Genomic DNA, 17,155 nt, shown 5'->3' with positions numbered 1-17,155 from the left:
AAGCCGACGGCAGGGTGCCCACTTAAGCGGCCACGCCGTCCTTCACCGTGTCAGCCATGTCGGTGTAGTCCTTGACCTGGTCGAAGTTGAGGTACTGATAGATCTTGTCGCTGGCAGCTGTCAGCACACCCATGTCGGCCATGTATTCGGCCTTGGTGGGGATGCGGCCCAGCTTGGAGCAGATCGCCGCCAGCTCGGCGGAACCGAGATAGACGTTGGAGTTTTTCCCGAGGCGGTTCGGGAAGTTGCGGGTGGAGGTGGAAAACACCGTCGCGCCCTCTTTCACCTGCGCCTGGTTTCCCATGCACAGGCTGCAACCCGGCATTTCCATGCGTGCGCCGGCAGATCCCAGCACGCCGTAGTGGCCTTCTTCGGTCAGCTGCTTGGCATCCATCTTGGTCGGCGGCGCCATCCACAGTTTGACGGGGATGTCGCGCTTGTTTTCGAGCAGCTTGGAAGCGGCGCGGAAATGGCCGATGTTGGTCATGCAGCTGCCGATAAAGACTTCGTCGATCTTGCTGCCGGCCACTTCGCTCAGCGTCTTCACGTCGTCAGGGTCGTTCGGGCAAGCCACGATAGGCTCATGAATGTCGGCCAGGTCGATCTCGATGACGGCAGCGTATTCGGCGTCCGCATCGCCCTTGAGCAATTGCGGGTCGGCCAGCCAGGCTTCCATGGCGGCGATGCGGCGCTTGATGGTGCGCACATCCGAGTAACCCGTGGCGATCATCCACTTCAGCATCGTGATGTTGCTGTTGATGTATTCGATGATGGGCTCCTTGTTCAGGTGCACCGTGCAACCGCCGGCAGAACGCTCGGCCGAGGCATCGCTCAATTCAAAAGCCTGCTCCACCTTGAGGTCGGGCAAGCCTTCGATTTCCAGGATGCGGCCCGAGAAGATGTTCTTCTTGCCTTGCTTGGCGACCGTCAGCAGACCGGCCTTGATGGCGTACAACGGGATTGCGTTGACCAGGTCGCGCAGCGTGATACCGGGCTGCATTTCGCCCTTGAAGCGCACCAGCACCGACTCAGGCATGTCCAGCGGCATGACGCCGGTGGCAGCACCGAAAGCCACCAGGCCTGAGCCCGCGGGGAAGCTGATGCCGATGGGAAAACGCGTGTGGCTGTCGCCGCCGGTGCCGACGGTGTCGGGCAGCAGCATGCGGTTGAGCCAGCTGTGGATGATGCCGTCGCCCGGACGCAGCGGGATGCCACCGCGGTCGCTCATGAACTCGGGCAGCTCGTGGTGCATCTTCACATCGACCGGCTTGGGATAAGCCGCCGTGTGGCAGAAGGACTGCATCACCAGGTCGGCGCTGAAACCCAGGCAAGCCAGGTCTTTCAATTCGTCGCGCGTCATCGGACCGGTGGTGTCCTGCGAGCCGACAGAAGTCATCTTGGGCTCGCAGTACGTGCCGGGGCGTACGCCCTGGCCTTCAGGCAAGCCGACCGCACGGCCAACCATTTTTTGTGCCAGCGTAAAGCCGCGGCCGTTGTCGGCCGGGTTCTGCGGCAAGCGGAACTGGGTAGACACGGGAAGGCCCAGCGCAAAACGCGCCTTGGCCGTGAGGCCGCGGCCGACGATCAGCGGAATGCGGCCGCCGGCGCGCACTTCGTCAAACAGCACGTCGCTCTTGAGTTTGAACTCGGCGATGACCTTGCCGTCTTTCAGCGCCTTGCCCTCATAGGGGCGCAGTTCGATCACATCGCCCATGGCCATCTGGCTCACGTCGAGTTCGATCGGCAGCGCGCCCGAGTCTTCCATGGTGTTGTAAAAAATCGGCGCGATCTTGGAGCCGAGGCAGACACCGCCGAAACGCTTGTTCGGCACAAAGGGAATGTCTTCACCGGTGAACCACAACACCGAGTTAGTTGCGGACTTGCGCGAGGAGCCGGTACCGACCACGTCGCCCACATAGGCCACAAGGTTGCCCTTGGCTTTCAGCTCTTCAATGAACTTGACCGGGCCGCGCTTGCCGTCTTCTTCGGGCGTCACGCCGGGGCGGGCATTCTTGTGCATGGCCAGCGCGTGCAGCGGGATGTCAGGGCGGCTCCAGGCATCGGGTGCAGGGGAGAGATCGTCGGTGTTGATTTCACCAGCCACCTTGAAAATGGTGAGCTTGATCGACTCTGGCACTTCCGGGCGGCTGGTGAACCACTCGGCATCGGCCCAGCTTTGCAGCACGGCCTTGGCGTATTTGTTGCCCTTGCCGGCCTTTTCCTGCACATCGTGGAACTGGTCGAACATCAGCAACGTGTGCTTCAGGCCGTTGGCCGCTTGCGTGGCGACGCTGTCTTCAGCGTCGTCGAGCAGCTCGACCATGGGGCTGATGTTGTAGCCGCCCAGCATGGTGCCCAGCAACTGCGTTGCTTTCTCACGGGAGATCAGCGAGCACTTTTCGGTGCCGTGCGCCACGGCAGCAAGATAGCTGGCCTTGACCTTGGCGGCCGCATCAACCCCGGCCGGCACGCGGTGCGTGATCAGCTCCACCAGAAAGGCCTCTTCGCCCTTGGGCGGGTTCTTCAGCAGCTCAATGACCTCACCGGTCTGCTGGGCCGACAGCGGCAGCGGGGGAATACCCAGCGCGGCGCGCTCGGCCACATGGTTGCGGTAGGTTTGTATGAACTCGGGCATCATGGTTTTCTTCTCCTGTACTCAAAATTTGCACGGTCGATGCGCGTGCGGTCGCGGTCTGTGTCTGTATTGGGCTTTATCGGGCTTTATGGGGCTTTGGCCGGGGCAGTTTCTGGCTGAGCAGAACCCGTGCCAGCCTGAGCTGGCGCAGCTTTGGCGGCAGGCAAGGCCTCCAGAATGCTGGTCGGGGGGTTCTTCTTCATGTCATCGGCAAAAGTCACCTGCGCCGGGCTCATGCACTCGTCAGCCAGGCGCTGGCCCATTTTCTGGCTCATCAGCATCGACTTGTTGCCCAACTGGAGCCACATGGCGCCTGCACGGCCGTCTTCCAGGCGGATGGCACCGGTGCGGCTTCCGACCGGGTGCATGCGAAAACGCATCTTGCCCGTCTGCACCAGGAAGAAGCCCGGGCGTTTTTCATTCGGCGTGATGGTGACGGAGGCACCCAGTTCGCAGGGAATCGTGCCAATGTAAACCCGCTTGGCGAGCTCCAGGTCTTCAGGGGTCAAGGTGACAGACGGGTCATCGTCAATGGGCGTCCTTTCTTCCACCACCTTGGCGGCAGAGCGCCTGATCGGTGCACGCTTGGCGGCCTGGGCAGGCTGGTCAGCTGCGGCTGCAGCCTTGGGTGCGGCGGCTTTAGGGGCCGCCGTCTGGGCCAGCAACAGGGCCGGGGCGGCCAGCATCAAGGCAGAGAGAGCGAAATGTTTCATGGGGGGTCCTTTGGAACGGTCAACAGTCAATCGGAAAAATCAGTGAAGCGGCGCAGAAAAATATGCCTGCGCCTCGTGCGGCAAGACACGGCCGGTCTGGTGCGCGCGCTCCAGAACCTGCCAGAAGTAGCGGTAGCTCGCGCGGTCGTGCAGCTTGCCTTCAAAACTGATGGGGGCCCAGTCTGAGCTTGCGGCAGCAGCTATTATTTTTGTAGCACTTTCAATCTCGCCCTCGGTGGGCGCAAAAGCCGCCAGGATAGGCCGGATCTGGTTGGGGTGGATGCTCCACATGCGGGTGTAGCCCAGTTCACGGGCGGCATGGCGTGCGGCGGAAGTCATGGCCTCAGTGTCATTGAACTCTGTGACAACACAATGCGACGGCACTTTGCCGTGGGCATGGCAAGCCGACGCGATTTCGAGCTTGGCGCGCATCACCAGCGGATGCGTGAACTGGCCGCGGCTGCTCATGCCGTCGGCGGGAATCGCACCGCCATGCGCCGAGACAAAATCCATCAGGCCAAAACTCAACGACTGCACGCGCGGATGAGCAGCAATGTCGAAAGCGTTTCGCACCGCGAGTGGAGACTCGATCAGCACGTGCAGCGGCAGGCCACCGGCCGATGCTGCGAGCAGAGCCTGCTCGGCCCTGACCACATCGGCAACCGATTCCACCTTGGGAACCATGATGTGTGAGAGATGGCGGGACAGCTTCCCGGCAATGACAGCCATGTCGGCATCAAAGGCGGGGTGGTCCACCGAATGGATGCGCACCGCGACGCGGGCCTTGTCGCTGGCCAGGGCCGCCAGCGCCACGACCATCGCGGCATGGTCGGCTTCGCCGCCCACGGGTGCGCCGTCTTCGCAATCCAGCGTCACGTCAAACACGCAGGCGCCGAACTCCTCGATCATCTCGGCCTGCAATTGCAGGCTTTTGCGCATGCGGGCTTCAACACCGCTGTAGTGATCACAAACCGGAAGAAACCCGGCTTGTGCCTGGGCACCCAACAGAACGTCGCGCGGATGTTGGCGAGCCCCCACGCTTGTCACTTCGTGTACTACGCTGCCCCCCGAGGGGGCCGTGCTTGCTTGGGGCGGCCCTGCGCGGCGCACATCGCTCATTAATTGCTCAGAGCAGGTGCTTGACGCCGTCTTGCTCACCCTTAAGCTCGTCCAGGGTCTTGGTAATGCGTTCCTGGCTGAAAGCGTCGATTTCCAGGCCTTCGACCAGTTTGTATTCGCCGTTTTCGCAGGTCACGGGGAAACCGAACATGACGTCTTTCGGAATGCCGTACTGGCCGTCCGAAGGGATACCCATGGTGACCCACTTGCCGTTGGTGCCCAGGGCCCAGTCGCGCATGTGGTCGATGGCGGCATTGGCGGCCGATGCGGCCGAGGACAGGCCGCGCGCTTCAATGATGGCGGCGCCGCGCTTGCCGACGGTAGGCAGGAACACGTTGGCGTTCCATTCCTGGTCGTTGATCATCTTGGCGACGCTTTCGCCCTTGATGGTGGCAAAACGGTAATCGGCGTACATCGTGGGCGAGTGGTTGCCCCAGACGGTGAGTTTTTCAATGTCGGCCACGGCCTTGCCGGTCTTGGCTGCGATCTGGCTGGCGGCGCGGTTGTGGTCCAGGCGCAGCATGGCGGTGAAGTTCTTGCGCGGCAGGTCAGGGGCGCTCTTCATGGCAATGTAGGCATTGGTGTTGGCGGGGTTGCCAACCACCAGCACCTTGACGTTGCGGCTGGCGACGGCGTTGAGCGCCTTGCCCTGCGCCGTGAAGATGGCGCCGTTAACGGCCAACAGCTCGGCACGTTCCATGCCGGGGCCGCGTGGGCGCGAACCGACCAGCAGCGCGTAGTCGGCATCCTTGAAGGCGGTCATCGGGTCGCTGTGGGCTTCCATGCCGACCAGCAGCGGGAACGCGCAGTCGTCGAGTTCCATCATCACGCCCTTGAGCGCTTTTTGCGGGCCTTCAACGGGCACTTCGAGCAATTGAAGAATGACGGGCTGGTCCTTGCCGAGCATTTCGCCGGAAGCAATGCGGAACAACAATGCGTAACCGATTTGGCCTGCTGCACCGGTGACTGCAACGCGGACGGGTTTTTTGCTCATGATGGGAGGACTCCAGGAAGTTGAAAATCGGTTGAGATGAGGGATGTGGTGTGAGATGTCTGGCGCGACCCTGGAATATCTGGAAGTGATTACTGACGGGTCTTATGCTTTTACCCGTCAAAATCACCGCAAAACGGCAGGCCGCGCGCTGGCTCAGCCAAAGATTTTACGCTTGAAAAGCAGCGGGCGTCAATTTGTCTTATGTCTTATATAAGATATGATACGGCCAGCCAGAATCCAACCCATGACCGCCATTCCCGCCCTACCCGCCGATGACTTTCCAGGTGCCACGCCGGCGTTCAGTCCGCTGTACCAGCAGATCAAGGCCCTGATCCTGCAAAGCCTGCAATCAGGCGAATGGAAACCGGGCGAAGCCATCCCTTCCGAGATGGACCTGGCAGCGCGCTACCGCGTCAGCCAGGGCACGGTGCGTAAGGCCATCGACGAGCTGGCCACCGACAACCTGGTGGTCCGCCGCCAGGGCAAGGGCACCTTTGTCGCCACCCACGCCGAGCAACATGTCCAGTTCCGCTTTCTCAAGCTGGTCCCCGACAGCGGCACGCCGGGCAGCGAAGGCCCGGCCCAACGCGACATCATCGACTGCCGGCGCGTGCGCGCCAGCGCCGAGATTGCACGCACGCTGGCCTTGCGCACCGGGGACGCCGTGCTGCAGGCCCGACGCGTGCTGAGCTTTGCCGGCACACCCACCATTCTTGAAGACATCTGGCTTCCTGCCGCACCCTTCAAGGGCCTGACAGCCGAGCGGCTGGCCGACTACCACGGCCCCATGTATGCGTTGTTTGAGACCGAATTCAACGTGCGGATGGTTCGCGCCGAAGAAAAAATACGCGCTGAAGCAGCCACTGACGGGCGCGAGCTGCTATTAAAAGTAGAGCACGGAGCACCGCTTTTGAGCGTGGAGCGCATCGCCTACACCTACAACGATGCCCCCATGGAGCTGCGCCGCGGCTACTACCGCACCGACACACATCACTATCACAACACACTGAACTGAACAGCGGCAGCAGGCTCAAGGGCAACAGAAAACCCTGCCAGGCTAACCTGCCGCAGCATGGCCGCGAGAGCCCGCCGGTGCAACCCATAACGACATGACTGACGATGAAAACCCTTCAAGCCATGACACCAACGAGGCGTCAGCAGCGATATATGCGCGCCGCTGAATTGCCGTCCGGATGGGGTGATTTGTAATCGTCATGTCAGTTACGACGACCTTCGCGCAGCAATTGCGAACTGTTGCGCAGCCAAACGCACTTTTCCCGACAAAAATTTCCGGCCATCACCCGAAGCAGCCGGGATTGTTGCTGCATTGCAATAGAATTTCGGGTTGAGCCGCTTTGGCAGTTACAAAGCCGTTACTCAAAAACACAGAAAGCCAAGTATGTCCGAATCAGCGACAACCGTAGCGAAGAAGCGGCCCGAGTTCCGCAACATCAACGCTCTGACCGACCTCCCCTCCTATCGCCTCCCCCTCGCAGGCATTGTCTCCATCCTTCACCGTATCAGCGGGTTCATCATGTTTTTGCTGATGCCCTTCATCATCTGGATGTTCGACACTTCGATCTCCTCTGAAATCTCGTTCGAGAAATTCAAGGGGGCCTTCAATGTTGGCATGCTGGGCCTTCCCGGCATCATCTGGAAACTGGTGGCGCTGGCCCTGATCTGGGCTTACCTGCACCATTTCATCGCCGGCCTGCGCCACTTGTGGATGGACGTGAGCCACGCCGCCGTCAGCAAGGAATTCGGCAAATCATCCGCCCTCTTCACACTGGCTGTGAGCATAGGCATCTCAATCGTGCTGGCACTCAAGCTCTTCGGCGCGTACTAATCAAGGAGCACAAAAATGGCAGTTAACTACGGCTCCAAGCGCATCGTTGTCGGTGCCCACTATGGTTTGCGCGACTGGCTCGCGCAGCGCATCACGGCCGCGCTGATGGCCCTCTTCACCGTGCTGGTCCTGGCCCAGGTCATCTTCAGCAAAGGCCCCATCGGCTACGACAAATGGGCCGGCATTTTCTCGTCCCAATGGATGAAGACGCTGACGTTTGTGGTCATCGTTGCCCTGCTGTTGCACGTGTGGGTCGGCATGCGCGACATCTGGATGGACTACGTCAAACCAGCCTCCATCAAGCTGGTTCTGAATGTTTTCACGATTGTCTGGCTGGTGGCCTGCGCCGGCTGGGGCATCCAGGTCCTGTGGCGCCTTTAAGCCCTCGCTGACCCCACAGACCCGACAAGAAGACCGACACCCCCACAAAAATCATGACAGCAACATCCAAACTCCCCAAGCGCAAATTTGACGTCGTCATCGTCGGTGCCGGCGGCTCCGGCATGCGCGCGTCGCTGCAGCTGGCACGCGCCGGCCTCAACGTGGCCGTGCTTTCCAAAGTGTTCCCCACCCGCTCGCACACCGTTGCAGCCCAGGGCGGCATCGGCGCATCGCTCGGCAACATGAGCGAAGACAACTGGCACTACCACTTCTATGACACCGTCAAGGGCTCCGACTGGCTCGGCGACCAGGATGCCATCGAATACATGTGCCGCGAAGCACCCAAGGTCGTGTATGACCTCGAGCACATGGGCATGCCTTTCGACCGCAACCCCGACGGCACGATTTACCAGCGCCCCTTCGGCGGCCACACCGCCAACTATGGCGAAAAGCCCGTGCAGCGCGCCTGCGCCGCAGCCGACCGCACCGGCCACGCCATGCTGCACACGCTGTACCAGCAAAACGTCAAGGAAAAAACCAGCTTCTTCGTCGAGTGGATGGCGCTGGACCTGATCCGCGACTCCGCCGGTGACGTCGTGGGCGTGACCGCCCTCGAAATGGAAACCGGCGATGTCCACATTTTTGAAGCCAAGACCACGCTGCTGGCCACCGGCGGCGCAGGGCGCATTTTTGCCGCATCAACCAACGCCTTCATCAACACTGGCGACGGCCTGGGCATGGCGGCGCGCGCCGGCATCCCGCTCGAAGACATGGAGTTCTGGCAGTTCCACCCCACCGGCGTGGCCGGCGCCGGCGTGCTGCTGACCGAAGGCTGCCGCGGCGAAGGCGCAATTCTGCGCAACAGCAACGGCGAGCGTTTCATGGAGCGTTATGCGCCCACGCTGAAAGACCTGGCGCCGCGCGACTTCGTCTCGCGCTCCATGGACCAGGAAATCAAGGAAGGCCGCGGCTGCGGCCCCAACAAGGACTACATCCTGCTGGACATGACCCACCTGGGCGTGGACGCCATCATGAAGCGCCTGCCTTCGGTGTTCGAGATCGGCCACAACTTCGCCAACGTCGATATCACCAAGGAACCGATTCCCGTGGTGCCCACCATCCACTACCAGATGGGCGGCATCCCGACCAACATCCATGGCCAGGTTGTCACGCAGGACGCCAGCAACCAGAGCCAGGTGGTCAACGGCCTGTACGCGGTGGGCGAATGCTCCTGTGTCAGCGTTCACGGCGCCAACCGCCTGGGCACCAACTCGCTGCTCGACCTGCTGGTGTTCGGCAAGGCCGCCGGCAATCACATCGTCGAGTTCGCCAAGACAACCACGCACAAGCCGCTGCCGGCGGATGCCGCCGACAAGACCCTGGCCCGCATCGCGCGCCTGGACAACGCGACCGACGGCGAATACGCGCAAGACGTGGCCAACGACCTGCGCGCCGCCATGCAGCAGCATGCCGGCGTGTTCCGCACACAGGCCATCATGAACGAAGGCGTGACGAAAATCGCCGCGCTGCGTGCCCGCGTCAACAGCATCGGCCTCAAGGACAAGTCGAAGATTTTCAACACCGCGCGCATCGAAGCGCTGGAAGTGGAAAACCTGATCGAAGCAGCGCAGGCCACCATCGTGTCCGCTGCCGCCCGCCAGGAAAGCCGCGGCGCGCACTCTGTCGACGACTACGGCGACACCCCCGCGCACCCGAACGGCCGCAACGACACCGACTGGCACAAACACACGCTCTGGTACAGCGAAGGCAGCCGCCTGGCTTACAAGCCGGTGCAGATGAAACCGCTCACGGTCGATTCGGTCCCGCTCAAGACGCGTACTTTCTGAAGACGTTGCCCTTACTGCTCTGACGCCCTGCGACCCCACAAGAAGCGAGAACCCCATGACCAAACGTACCTTCAAGATCTACCGCTACGACCCGGACACCGATGCCAAGCCCTACATGCAGACCATCGAGGTGGAGCTCGACGGCCACGAGCGCATGCTGCTGGACGCGTTGATGAAGCTGAAGGCGCAGGACCCGACCATCAGCTTTCGCCGCTCTTGCCGCGAAGGCGTATGCGGCTCCGACGCCATGAACATCAACGGCAAGAACGGCCTGGCGTGCCTGACCAACATGCGCACGCTGCCCGAGGTCATCATCCTCAAGCCGCTGCCCGGCCTGCCCGTGGTGCGCGACCTGATCGTCGACATGACGCAGTTCTTCAAGCAGTACAACTCGATCAAGCCCTACCTGATCAACGACAACGTGCCGCCCGAAAAAGAGCGCCTGCAGAGCCCCGAGGAGCGTGATGAGCTCAACGGCCTCTACGAGTGCATTTTGTGCGCCAGCTGCTCCACCTCCTGCCCCAGCTTCTGGTGGAACCCCGACAAGTTCGTCGGCCCGGCCGGCCTGCTGCAAGCCTACCGCTTCATCGCCGACAGTCGCGACGAAGCCACCGCCGAGCGCCTGGACAACCTGGAAGACCCGTACCGCCTGTTCCGCTGCCACACCATCATGAACTGCGTCGACGTCTGCCCCAAGGGCCTGAACCCGACCAAGGCGATTGGCAAGATCAAGGAAATGATGGTCCTCAGGACAGTTTGAAAATATGGCCCCCACGCTCGTCACTTCGTGTACTTCGCTGCCCCCCGAGGGGGCGCGTTTCGCCTTGGGGCGGCCCGGCGGCGTGACCATGGCCCCCACGCTCGTCACTTCGTGTACTTCGCTGCCCCCCGAGGGGGCGCGTTTCGCCTTGGGGCGGCCCGGCGGCGAAACCTCCACGGTCTGAACGATATGGAAACCGCCGACGCCCTGCTGGACGAGCGAGCCCTGAGCAAGCTCAAGTGGCGTTGCCGGCGCGGCCTGCTGGAAAACGATTTGCTGATTGAGCGCTTCTTTTTGGCGCACGAAGCGACGCTAACCGTCAGGCAGGCTAAAGGGTTAAATGATTTAATGGATTTGTCCGACAACGATTTGCTGGACCTGCTGTTAAAACGAAAAGTTGCCAGCCAGCTGCCCGATGAAGCGGCCAAGGCAAGCGCCTCTACTTCTGAAGCCCATGAAGTTTTAAAGTTGCTGCAGCCTGCAGCGCCGGCCCCTGATTACGCGTCCGTCCTCCATTGACACTGATACGAAAGAAAGAAGCACGAAATGAAGCTAGCTGACAACAAAGCCACCCTGTCCTTCAGCAACGGCAGCCCCAGCATCGAGTTGCCGGTCTACCAGGGCAGCGTAGGTCCGGACGTCGTTGATATCCGCAAGCTGTATGCCCAGACCGGCATGTTCACCTATGACCCCGGTTTCCTGTCGACCGCTGCCTGCCAGTCGGCCATCACTTACATCGACGGCGACAAGGGCGAGCTGCTGTACCGCGGCTACCCCATCGAGCAGCTGGCCACCAACTGCGACTACATGGAAACCTGCAACCTGCTGCTGTACGGAGAGCTGCCCAATACCGAGCAGAAAATAGACTTCGTCAGCCGCGTGACCAACCACACCATGGTCAACGAACAGATGCAGTTTTTCCTGCGCGGTTTCCGCCGTGACGCGCACCCGATGGCCATCATGACCGGCCTGGTCGGCGCCCTGTCGGCCTTCTACCATGACAGCACCGACATCACCAATCCCGAGCACCGCGATATCTCCGCCATCCGCCTGATCGCCAAGATGCCGACGCTGGTCGCCATGGCTTACAAGTACACCGTGGGCCAGCCCTACATGTACCCCAAGAACAACCTGAGCTATGCCGGCAACTTCCTGCACATGATGTTCGCCACGCCGTGCGAAGAGTACAAGGTCAACCCGGTGCTAGAACGCGCGCTGGACCGCATCTTCATCCTGCACGCAGACCATGAGCAAAACGCCTCGACCTCCACGGTGCGCCTGTGCGGTTCGTCCGGCACCAACCCATTTGCAGCGATTGCTGCCGGCGTGGCTTGCCTCTGGGGCCCGGCACACGGCGGCGCCAACGAAGCGGCACTCAACATGCTGGGCGACATTCAGAAAGCCGGCGGCATCGAGAAAATCGGTGACTTCATCAAGCAGGTCAAGGACAAGAACTCCGGCGTCAAGCTGATGGGTTTTGGCCACCGCGTCTACAAGAACTACGACCCGCGCGCCAAGCTGATGCAGGAAACCTGCAAGGAAGTGCTCAAGGAAATGGGCCTGGAAAACGACCCGCTGTTCAAGCTCGCCATGGCGCTGGAAAAGATTGCCCTGGAAGACGAATACTTCGTGTCGCGCAAGCTCTACCCCAACGTCGACTTCTACTCCGGCATCGTGCAGCGCGCCATCGGCATCCCGGTGCCGCTGTTCACGGCGATCTTCGCGCTGGCCCGCACCGTCGGCTGGATCGCCCAGCTCAACGAAATGATCGGCGACCCCGAGTACAAGATCGGCCGTCCACGCCAGTTGTTCACCGGCTCCACGACCCGTCAGGTGTTGCCGCTGGCCAAGCGCTAAGCCACCTCGCGTTGACACAAAGCCCGCCCGTGGCAACACCGGCGGGCTTTTTTATGCCCCAAGGCCCTGCAGCTGCCTGCTACGTTTTTGATAGCTGCTTTCGCTCGTCCCTATTAGTCTAGAGCCTCAAAACATCTAAAATTCTGGTGGTCCGAGGCCGAAAACGCCTATTGGCAAGCAGGGCATCGCGTAATGCGATGACAAAACATCAATCGTGGTAGCAAAATAGCGTTTCACCATCGTCTAACACGATGACGCCACGCCCATGCCATGAAAAGCTCCGAACGCAACTTTGCCCGCCGCATTGACCTGACCTCGCTTCAGCTCTTTGTGGCCGTGTGCGAGCTCGGCAGCATCGGCAAGGCGGCTGAGCGCGAATTCATTGCCGCCTCGGCCGTGAGCAAACGCCTCTCCGACCTCGAAATCACGCTGGACACACCGCTGCTGTACCGCCACACCCGCGGGGTCGATTTGACGCCCGCCGGCGAAAGCCTGCTGCACCATGCGCGCTCGGTGCTGTTCAGCCTGGAGAAGATGCAGAGCGAGCTCAGCGAATACGCCGACGGCGTGCGCGGCCATGTGCGCGTGCACGCCAGCATATCGGCCATCGTGCAGTTTTTGCCGGAAGACCTGGGCGCGTTCACCCGCGAGCATTCGGGCATCAAGATCGATCTGGAAGAGCACCTGAGCACCGAGGTGGTCCGGGCGGTGCAGGAAGGCGCGGCCGATCTGGGCATCTGCAACACCGCCGACGGCGCGGGTGACCTGCAGGTACTGCCCTACCGCACCGATAAATTAGTGTTGATTGTGCCCAGAGGCCACGCCCTGTTTGCGCAAGGCGCTATCAAATTTGAAGCAGCACTGGACTACGACCAGGTCGGCCTGCACTCCAACAGCTCGATTTACCTGGCCATGCGCGAGGCGGCCGCCCGGCTGGGCCGCACCATCAAGCTGCGCATCCATGTCACCGGCCTGGACGCCATGTGCCGCATGATCCACAACGGCCTGGGCGTCGGCGTGATGCCGCAGCGCGCTTTTGAGCTCATGCACGGCGTCGGCGAGCTGGAGTCCATACCCCTGCTGGACGCCTGGGCCGAGCGCCAGATCCAGCTGGTGGCGCGAGACTTTTCCACCCTGCCCCTGACGGCGCGGCTGCTGGTGGAGCACCTCACACAGCCCGCCGAACCGCACGCCAATGCAGCCCGACCCGCCCAAACCGCAGCCATGGCTGCGAGTTCAGCGGCCTAAAATCACCCTCACGACAGACGACAACGAGAGACCACGAAGGAAACCATGGGACGCACCCTCTACGACAAAATCTGGGACGAGCACGTCGTTCATACCGAAGACGACGGCACAGCCATCCTCTACATCGACCGCCACCTGGTGCACGAAGTCACCAGCCCGCAGGCCTTTGAAGGCCTGCGCGAGGCCGGCCGCAAGGTCTGGCGCATCAGCTCCATCGTCGCCACCGCCGACCACAACACGCCGACCACCGGCTGGGAACTGGGCTACGACGGCATCACCGACCTGGTGAGCAAGGAACAGATCACCACGCTGGACAGCAACATCAAGGAATTCGGCGCGGCCGCCTTCTTCCCCTTCCTCTCCAAGCGCCAGGGCATCGTGCATGTCATCGGCCCCGAAAGCGGCGCCACGCTGCCCGGCATGACGGTGGTCTGCGGCGACTCGCACACCTCCACGCACGGCGCTTTCGGCGCGCTGGCGCACGGCATCGGCACCAGCGAGGTCGAGCACGTGATGGCGACGCAAACCCTGCTGGCCAAAAAAGCCAAAAACATGCTCGTGAAGGTTGAAGGCAAGCTCGCCCCCGGCCTGACGGGCAAGGACATCGTGCTGGCCATCATCGGCAAGATCGGCACGGCAGGCGGCACGGGTTACACCATTGAATTCGCCGGATCGGCGATTCGTGCGCTCAGCATGGAAGGCCGCATGACGGTCTGCAACATGGCAATTGAAGCCGGCGCCCGCGCCGGCCTGGTGGCGGTCGACCAGAAAACCATTGATTACGTCAAAGGCCGCTTGCTCTCGCCCACCGGCGTCGAATGGGATATGGCCGCCAAATACTGGAACACGCTGCACTCGGATGCTGACGCGAAGTTCGACGCCGTCGTCGAGCTCGACGCCAGCCAGATCCTGCCGCAAGTCACCTGGGGCACTTCGCCCGAAATGGTGCTGTCCATCGACGACCGCGTGCCCGACCCCGACAAGGAAAAAGACGCCAACAAGCGCGATGCCATCGAACGCGCGTTGAAGTACATGGGCCTGGAGCCCGGCAAGGCGCTGAACGACCTGTACATCGACAAGGTGTTCATCGGTTCCTGCACCAACAGCCGCATCGAGGACATGCGCGAGGCAGCCGCCGTCATCAAAAAGATCGGCCAGAAGGTTGCCAAGAACGTCAAGCTCGCGCTGGTGGTACCGGGCTCCGGCCTGGTCAAGGAACAGGCCGAGCGCGAAGGCCTGGACAAGATTTTTGTGGCCGCCGGCTTTGAATGGCGCGAACCAGGCTGCTCGATGTGCCTGGCCATGAACGCCGACCGGCTGGAGCCAGGCGAGCGTTGCGCATCGACATCCAACCGCAACTTCGAAGGCCGGCAAGGCGCTGGCGGGCGTACGCATTTGGTCAGCCCGGCCATGGCCGCGGCGGCGGCAGTGCACGGTCACTTCGTTGACATCAGAAAATTCTCTTAAAGAGCCGCACCATGCAGAAATTCACCGTACACAAGGGCCTGGTCGCCCCGATGGACCGCGAGAACGTCGACACCGACGCCATCATCCCCAAGCAGTTCCTCAAGTCCATCCGCAAGACCGGCTTCGGCCCCAACCTGTTTGACGAATGGCGCTACCTGGATGCGGGCTTTCCCGGCCAGGACCCGGCCAGCCGCAAGCCCAACCCGGACTTCGTGCTGAACCAGCCACGCTACGCCGGCGCCTCCATCCTGCTGGCTCGCAAGAACTTCGGTTGCGGCTCCTCGCGTGAACATGCGCCCTGGGCGCTGGACCAATACGGCTTTCGCACGATCATCGCGCCCAGCTATGCCGACATCTTCTTCAACAACAGCTTCAAGAACGGCTTGCTGCCCATCGTGCTGCCCGAGGCACAGGTGGCCCAGCTGTTCGACGAAGCGCTGGCCTTCCCCGGCTACCAGCTCACCGTTGACCTGGAACGGCAGGTGATCGTCAAGCCGCAGGGCGAGGAGCTCCCGTTCGACGTGCAGGCTTTCCGCAAGTACTGCCTGCTCAACGGCCTGGACGACATTGGCCTGACCTTGCGCCAGAGCGACAAGATCAAGGCCTTTGAAGCCGAGCGCCTGGCAACCAAACCCTGGCTGAACCACACGGTGGCAGGATGATGGCGCACTCGCGCATGGCAGGGCTGGTTGTTGCCCTGCTGACCGGCCTGACGGGCTGCTCGACGATGGAAGCGGTCAATCGCGACCAAACCCAGCTGGCAGCCATCGAAAAGAACGCCCCTGCGAATGCCGCGACGCTTCGGCTGCGCTCCTTCTCGAATGGCACAGCGCGATTTGGTGTGAGCCCACAAAGCGCGTCATGCGAAGGCTTCAAGGATGTAGGTGTTGCTCTGAACACCATAGAACCCAGCCGGACCTACGCCGGCCGCGAACGCAAAGACATTGTTGAAGTACTTCCGCAAGCTGGCCCGGTGCAGATTCGCGCCTATGCGCAGGAGCAGCATTTTGCGAACAACATAACCTACAAGTCAAAGTGTGGACCGGTAGCTGTCCGCTTCGTCGCCGATCCGCAGAAAAAATACACTGCCGACCTGATCTGGAAAGACAAGCGTTGCACCATCGTGGTCAACGACACCACCAGTTCAACCCCCATCCCCGTGCCGGGCAGCAATTACTCTTGCCCGGCCAGTTTTTCTGAAATCCTGGATTAATCACATGAAAATCGCAATCCTCCCTGGTGACGGCATCGGCACCGAAATCGTCGCGGAAGCCGTCAAGGTATTGAAGGCGCTCGACCTGAAGTTTGAAACCGAAAGCGCACTGGTCGGCGGCGCAGCATACGAGGCCCATGGCCATCCGCTGCCCGAAAGCACGCTGAAGCTCGCCAAGGAAGCCGATGCCGTACTGTTCGGTGCCGTCGGCGACTGGAAATACGACAAGCTCGACAGGCCGTTGCGCCCCGAGCAGGCCATCCTGGGCCTGCGTAAAAACCTGGGCCTGTTCGCCAACTTCCGCCCGGCAATTTGCTATGCGCAGCTGGTGGACGCCTCTAGCCTCAAGCGCGAACTGGTGTCCGGCCTGGACATCCTCATCATCCGCGAGCTGACCGGCGACATCTACTTCGGCCAGCCGCGCGGCCGCCGCGTTTCGCCTGATGGCCACTTCCCCGGCTCGGAAGAGGCCTTTGACACGATGCGCTATTCGCGCCCCGAGATCGAACGCATCGCCCACGTGGCCTTCCAGGCGGCCCGCAAGCGTGACAAGCGCGTCACCAGCGTCGACAAGGCCAACGTGCTGGAAACCTTCCAGCTCTGGAAAGACGTGGTCACCGAAGTCGGCAAGCAGTATCCCGACGTCGCGCTGGACCACATGTATGTCGACAACGCCGCCATGCAGCTGGTGAAGGCACCGAAGAAGTTCGACGTGGTCGTCACCGGCAACATGTTCGGCGACATCCTGTCTGATGCCGCCGCCATGCTGACCGGCTCCATCGGCATGCTGCCTTCGGCCAGTCTGAACGACAAAAACCAGGGCCTGTACGAACCCAGCCACGGCAGCGCACCCGACATCGCCGGCAAGGGCGTGGCCAATCCGCTGGCCACCATCCTGAGCGCAGCGATGATGCTGCGCTTCAGCCTGAACCAGCCCGAAGCCGCCGCCCGCATCGAAAAAGCCGTGGACGCCGTGTTGAGCCAGGGCCTGCGCACGCCTGACATCTATAGCGAAGGCACGACGAAGGTCGGCACGGTGGAGATGGGCAACGCAGTCGTAAAAGCGCTGACCTGA

Annotated in this window: 16 protein-coding genes; 12 read left to right on the top strand and 4 right to left on the bottom strand. The window is 61.7% G+C overall.

Translation table 11 applies throughout. The features are described 5' to 3' along the window. Positions 1 to 22 precede the first annotated feature (22 nt). The 4 genes from AC1D13_RS00845 to AC1D13_RS00830 all read right to left on the bottom strand — a co-directional run bounded on the left by AC1D13_RS00845 (position 23) and on the right by AC1D13_RS00830 (position 5,461). The gene (locus AC1D13_RS00845) at positions 23 to 2,638 is read right to left on the bottom strand and encodes a bifunctional aconitate hydratase 2/2-methylisocitrate dehydratase (RefSeq protein ID WP_457279329.1); all 2,616 of its coding nucleotides are present in this window, start codon (positions 2,636 to 2,638) and stop codon (positions 23 to 25) included. An 83-nt stretch (positions 2,639 to 2,721) separates the two neighbouring features. Beyond that, a complete protein-coding gene (locus AC1D13_RS00840) occupies positions 2,722 to 3,348 on the bottom strand; it encodes a hypothetical protein (RefSeq protein WP_457279330.1) in 627 nt (208 codons plus the stop codon). Positions 3,349 to 3,387: 39 nt separating this feature from the next. Then, a complete protein-coding gene (locus AC1D13_RS00835; protein WP_457279331.1) occupies positions 3,388 to 4,386 on the bottom strand; it encodes an HpcH/HpaI aldolase/citrate lyase family protein in 999 nt (332 codons plus the stop codon). A gap of 88 nt (positions 4,387 to 4,474) precedes the next feature. Then, a complete protein-coding gene (locus AC1D13_RS00830) occupies positions 4,475 to 5,461 on the bottom strand; it encodes a malate dehydrogenase (RefSeq protein ID WP_457279332.1) in 987 nt (328 codons plus the stop codon). Positions 5,462 to 5,705: 244 nt separating this feature from the next. Here AC1D13_RS00830 and AC1D13_RS00825 point away from each other — a divergent pair, with 244 nt between their 5' ends. The 12 genes from AC1D13_RS00825 to leuB all read left to right on the top strand — a co-directional run bounded on the left by AC1D13_RS00825 (position 5,706) and on the right by leuB (position 17,155). Beyond that, entirely contained in the window at positions 5,706 to 6,476 is a 771-nt protein-coding gene (locus tag AC1D13_RS00825) for a GntR family transcriptional regulator (protein WP_457279333.1), read from the top strand. A gap of 384 nt (positions 6,477 to 6,860) precedes the next feature. Beyond that, positions 6,861 to 7,307 carry a succinate dehydrogenase, cytochrome b556 subunit gene (gene sdhC, locus AC1D13_RS00820; RefSeq protein ID WP_457279334.1) on the top strand — a complete coding sequence of 149 codons (447 nt, stop codon included), beginning with the start codon at positions 6,861 to 6,863 and terminating at the stop codon, positions 7,305 to 7,307. A gap of 15 nt (positions 7,308 to 7,322) precedes the next feature. Continuing rightward, on the top strand, positions 7,323 to 7,688 hold the full coding sequence (sdhD, locus tag AC1D13_RS00815) for a succinate dehydrogenase, hydrophobic membrane anchor protein (RefSeq protein ID WP_457279335.1): 366 nt from the start codon (positions 7,323 to 7,325) through the stop codon (positions 7,686 to 7,688). A gap of 53 nt (positions 7,689 to 7,741) precedes the next feature. Further along, on the top strand, positions 7,742 to 9,535 hold the full coding sequence (gene sdhA, locus AC1D13_RS00810; RefSeq protein ID WP_477688769.1) for a succinate dehydrogenase flavoprotein subunit: 1,794 nt from the start codon (positions 7,742 to 7,744) through the stop codon (positions 9,533 to 9,535). 55 nt (positions 9,536 to 9,590) lie between these two features. Beyond that, the gene (locus AC1D13_RS00805; protein WP_122955671.1) at positions 9,591 to 10,295 is read left to right on the top strand and encodes a succinate dehydrogenase iron-sulfur subunit; all 705 of its coding nucleotides are present in this window, start codon (positions 9,591 to 9,593) and stop codon (positions 10,293 to 10,295) included. Positions 10,296 to 10,484: 189 nt separating this feature from the next. Then, a complete protein-coding gene (locus tag AC1D13_RS00800; protein WP_457279337.1) occupies positions 10,485 to 10,814 on the top strand; it encodes an FAD assembly factor SdhE in 330 nt (109 codons plus the stop codon). A gap of 27 nt (positions 10,815 to 10,841) precedes the next feature. Next, on the top strand, positions 10,842 to 12,152 hold the full coding sequence (gene gltA / locus AC1D13_RS00795; RefSeq protein ID WP_457279338.1) for a citrate synthase: 1,311 nt from the start codon (positions 10,842 to 10,844) through the stop codon (positions 12,150 to 12,152). A 270-nt stretch (positions 12,153 to 12,422) separates the two neighbouring features. Further along, positions 12,423 to 13,400, top strand: coding sequence for a LysR family transcriptional regulator (locus AC1D13_RS00790; RefSeq protein WP_457279339.1), 978 nt, complete (start codon positions 12,423 to 12,425; stop codon positions 13,398 to 13,400). A 45-nt stretch (positions 13,401 to 13,445) separates the two neighbouring features. Next, complete coding sequence (leuC, locus tag AC1D13_RS00785) at positions 13,446 to 14,867, top strand: 3-isopropylmalate dehydratase large subunit (protein WP_457279340.1); 1,422 nt, start codon at positions 13,446 to 13,448, stop codon at positions 14,865 to 14,867. Positions 14,868 to 14,878: 11 nt separating this feature from the next. Continuing rightward, the gene (gene leuD / locus AC1D13_RS00780; RefSeq protein ID WP_457279341.1) at positions 14,879 to 15,529 is read left to right on the top strand and encodes a 3-isopropylmalate dehydratase small subunit; all 651 of its coding nucleotides are present in this window, start codon (positions 14,879 to 14,881) and stop codon (positions 15,527 to 15,529) included. 14 nt (positions 15,530 to 15,543) lie between these two features. Further along, complete coding sequence (locus AC1D13_RS00775) at positions 15,544 to 16,080, top strand: hypothetical protein (RefSeq protein ID WP_457279342.1); 537 nt, start codon at positions 15,544 to 15,546, stop codon at positions 16,078 to 16,080. Between the two features lie 4 nt (positions 16,081 to 16,084). Then, positions 16,085 to 17,155 carry a 3-isopropylmalate dehydrogenase gene (gene leuB / locus AC1D13_RS00770; protein WP_457279343.1) on the top strand — a complete coding sequence of 357 codons (1,071 nt, stop codon included), beginning with the start codon at positions 16,085 to 16,087 and terminating at the stop codon, positions 17,153 to 17,155.

The sequence above is a fragment of the Polaromonas sp. P1_E12 genome, from assembly GCF_056405975.1.
This window is presented reverse-complemented; position numbering and strand designations above follow the sequence as displayed.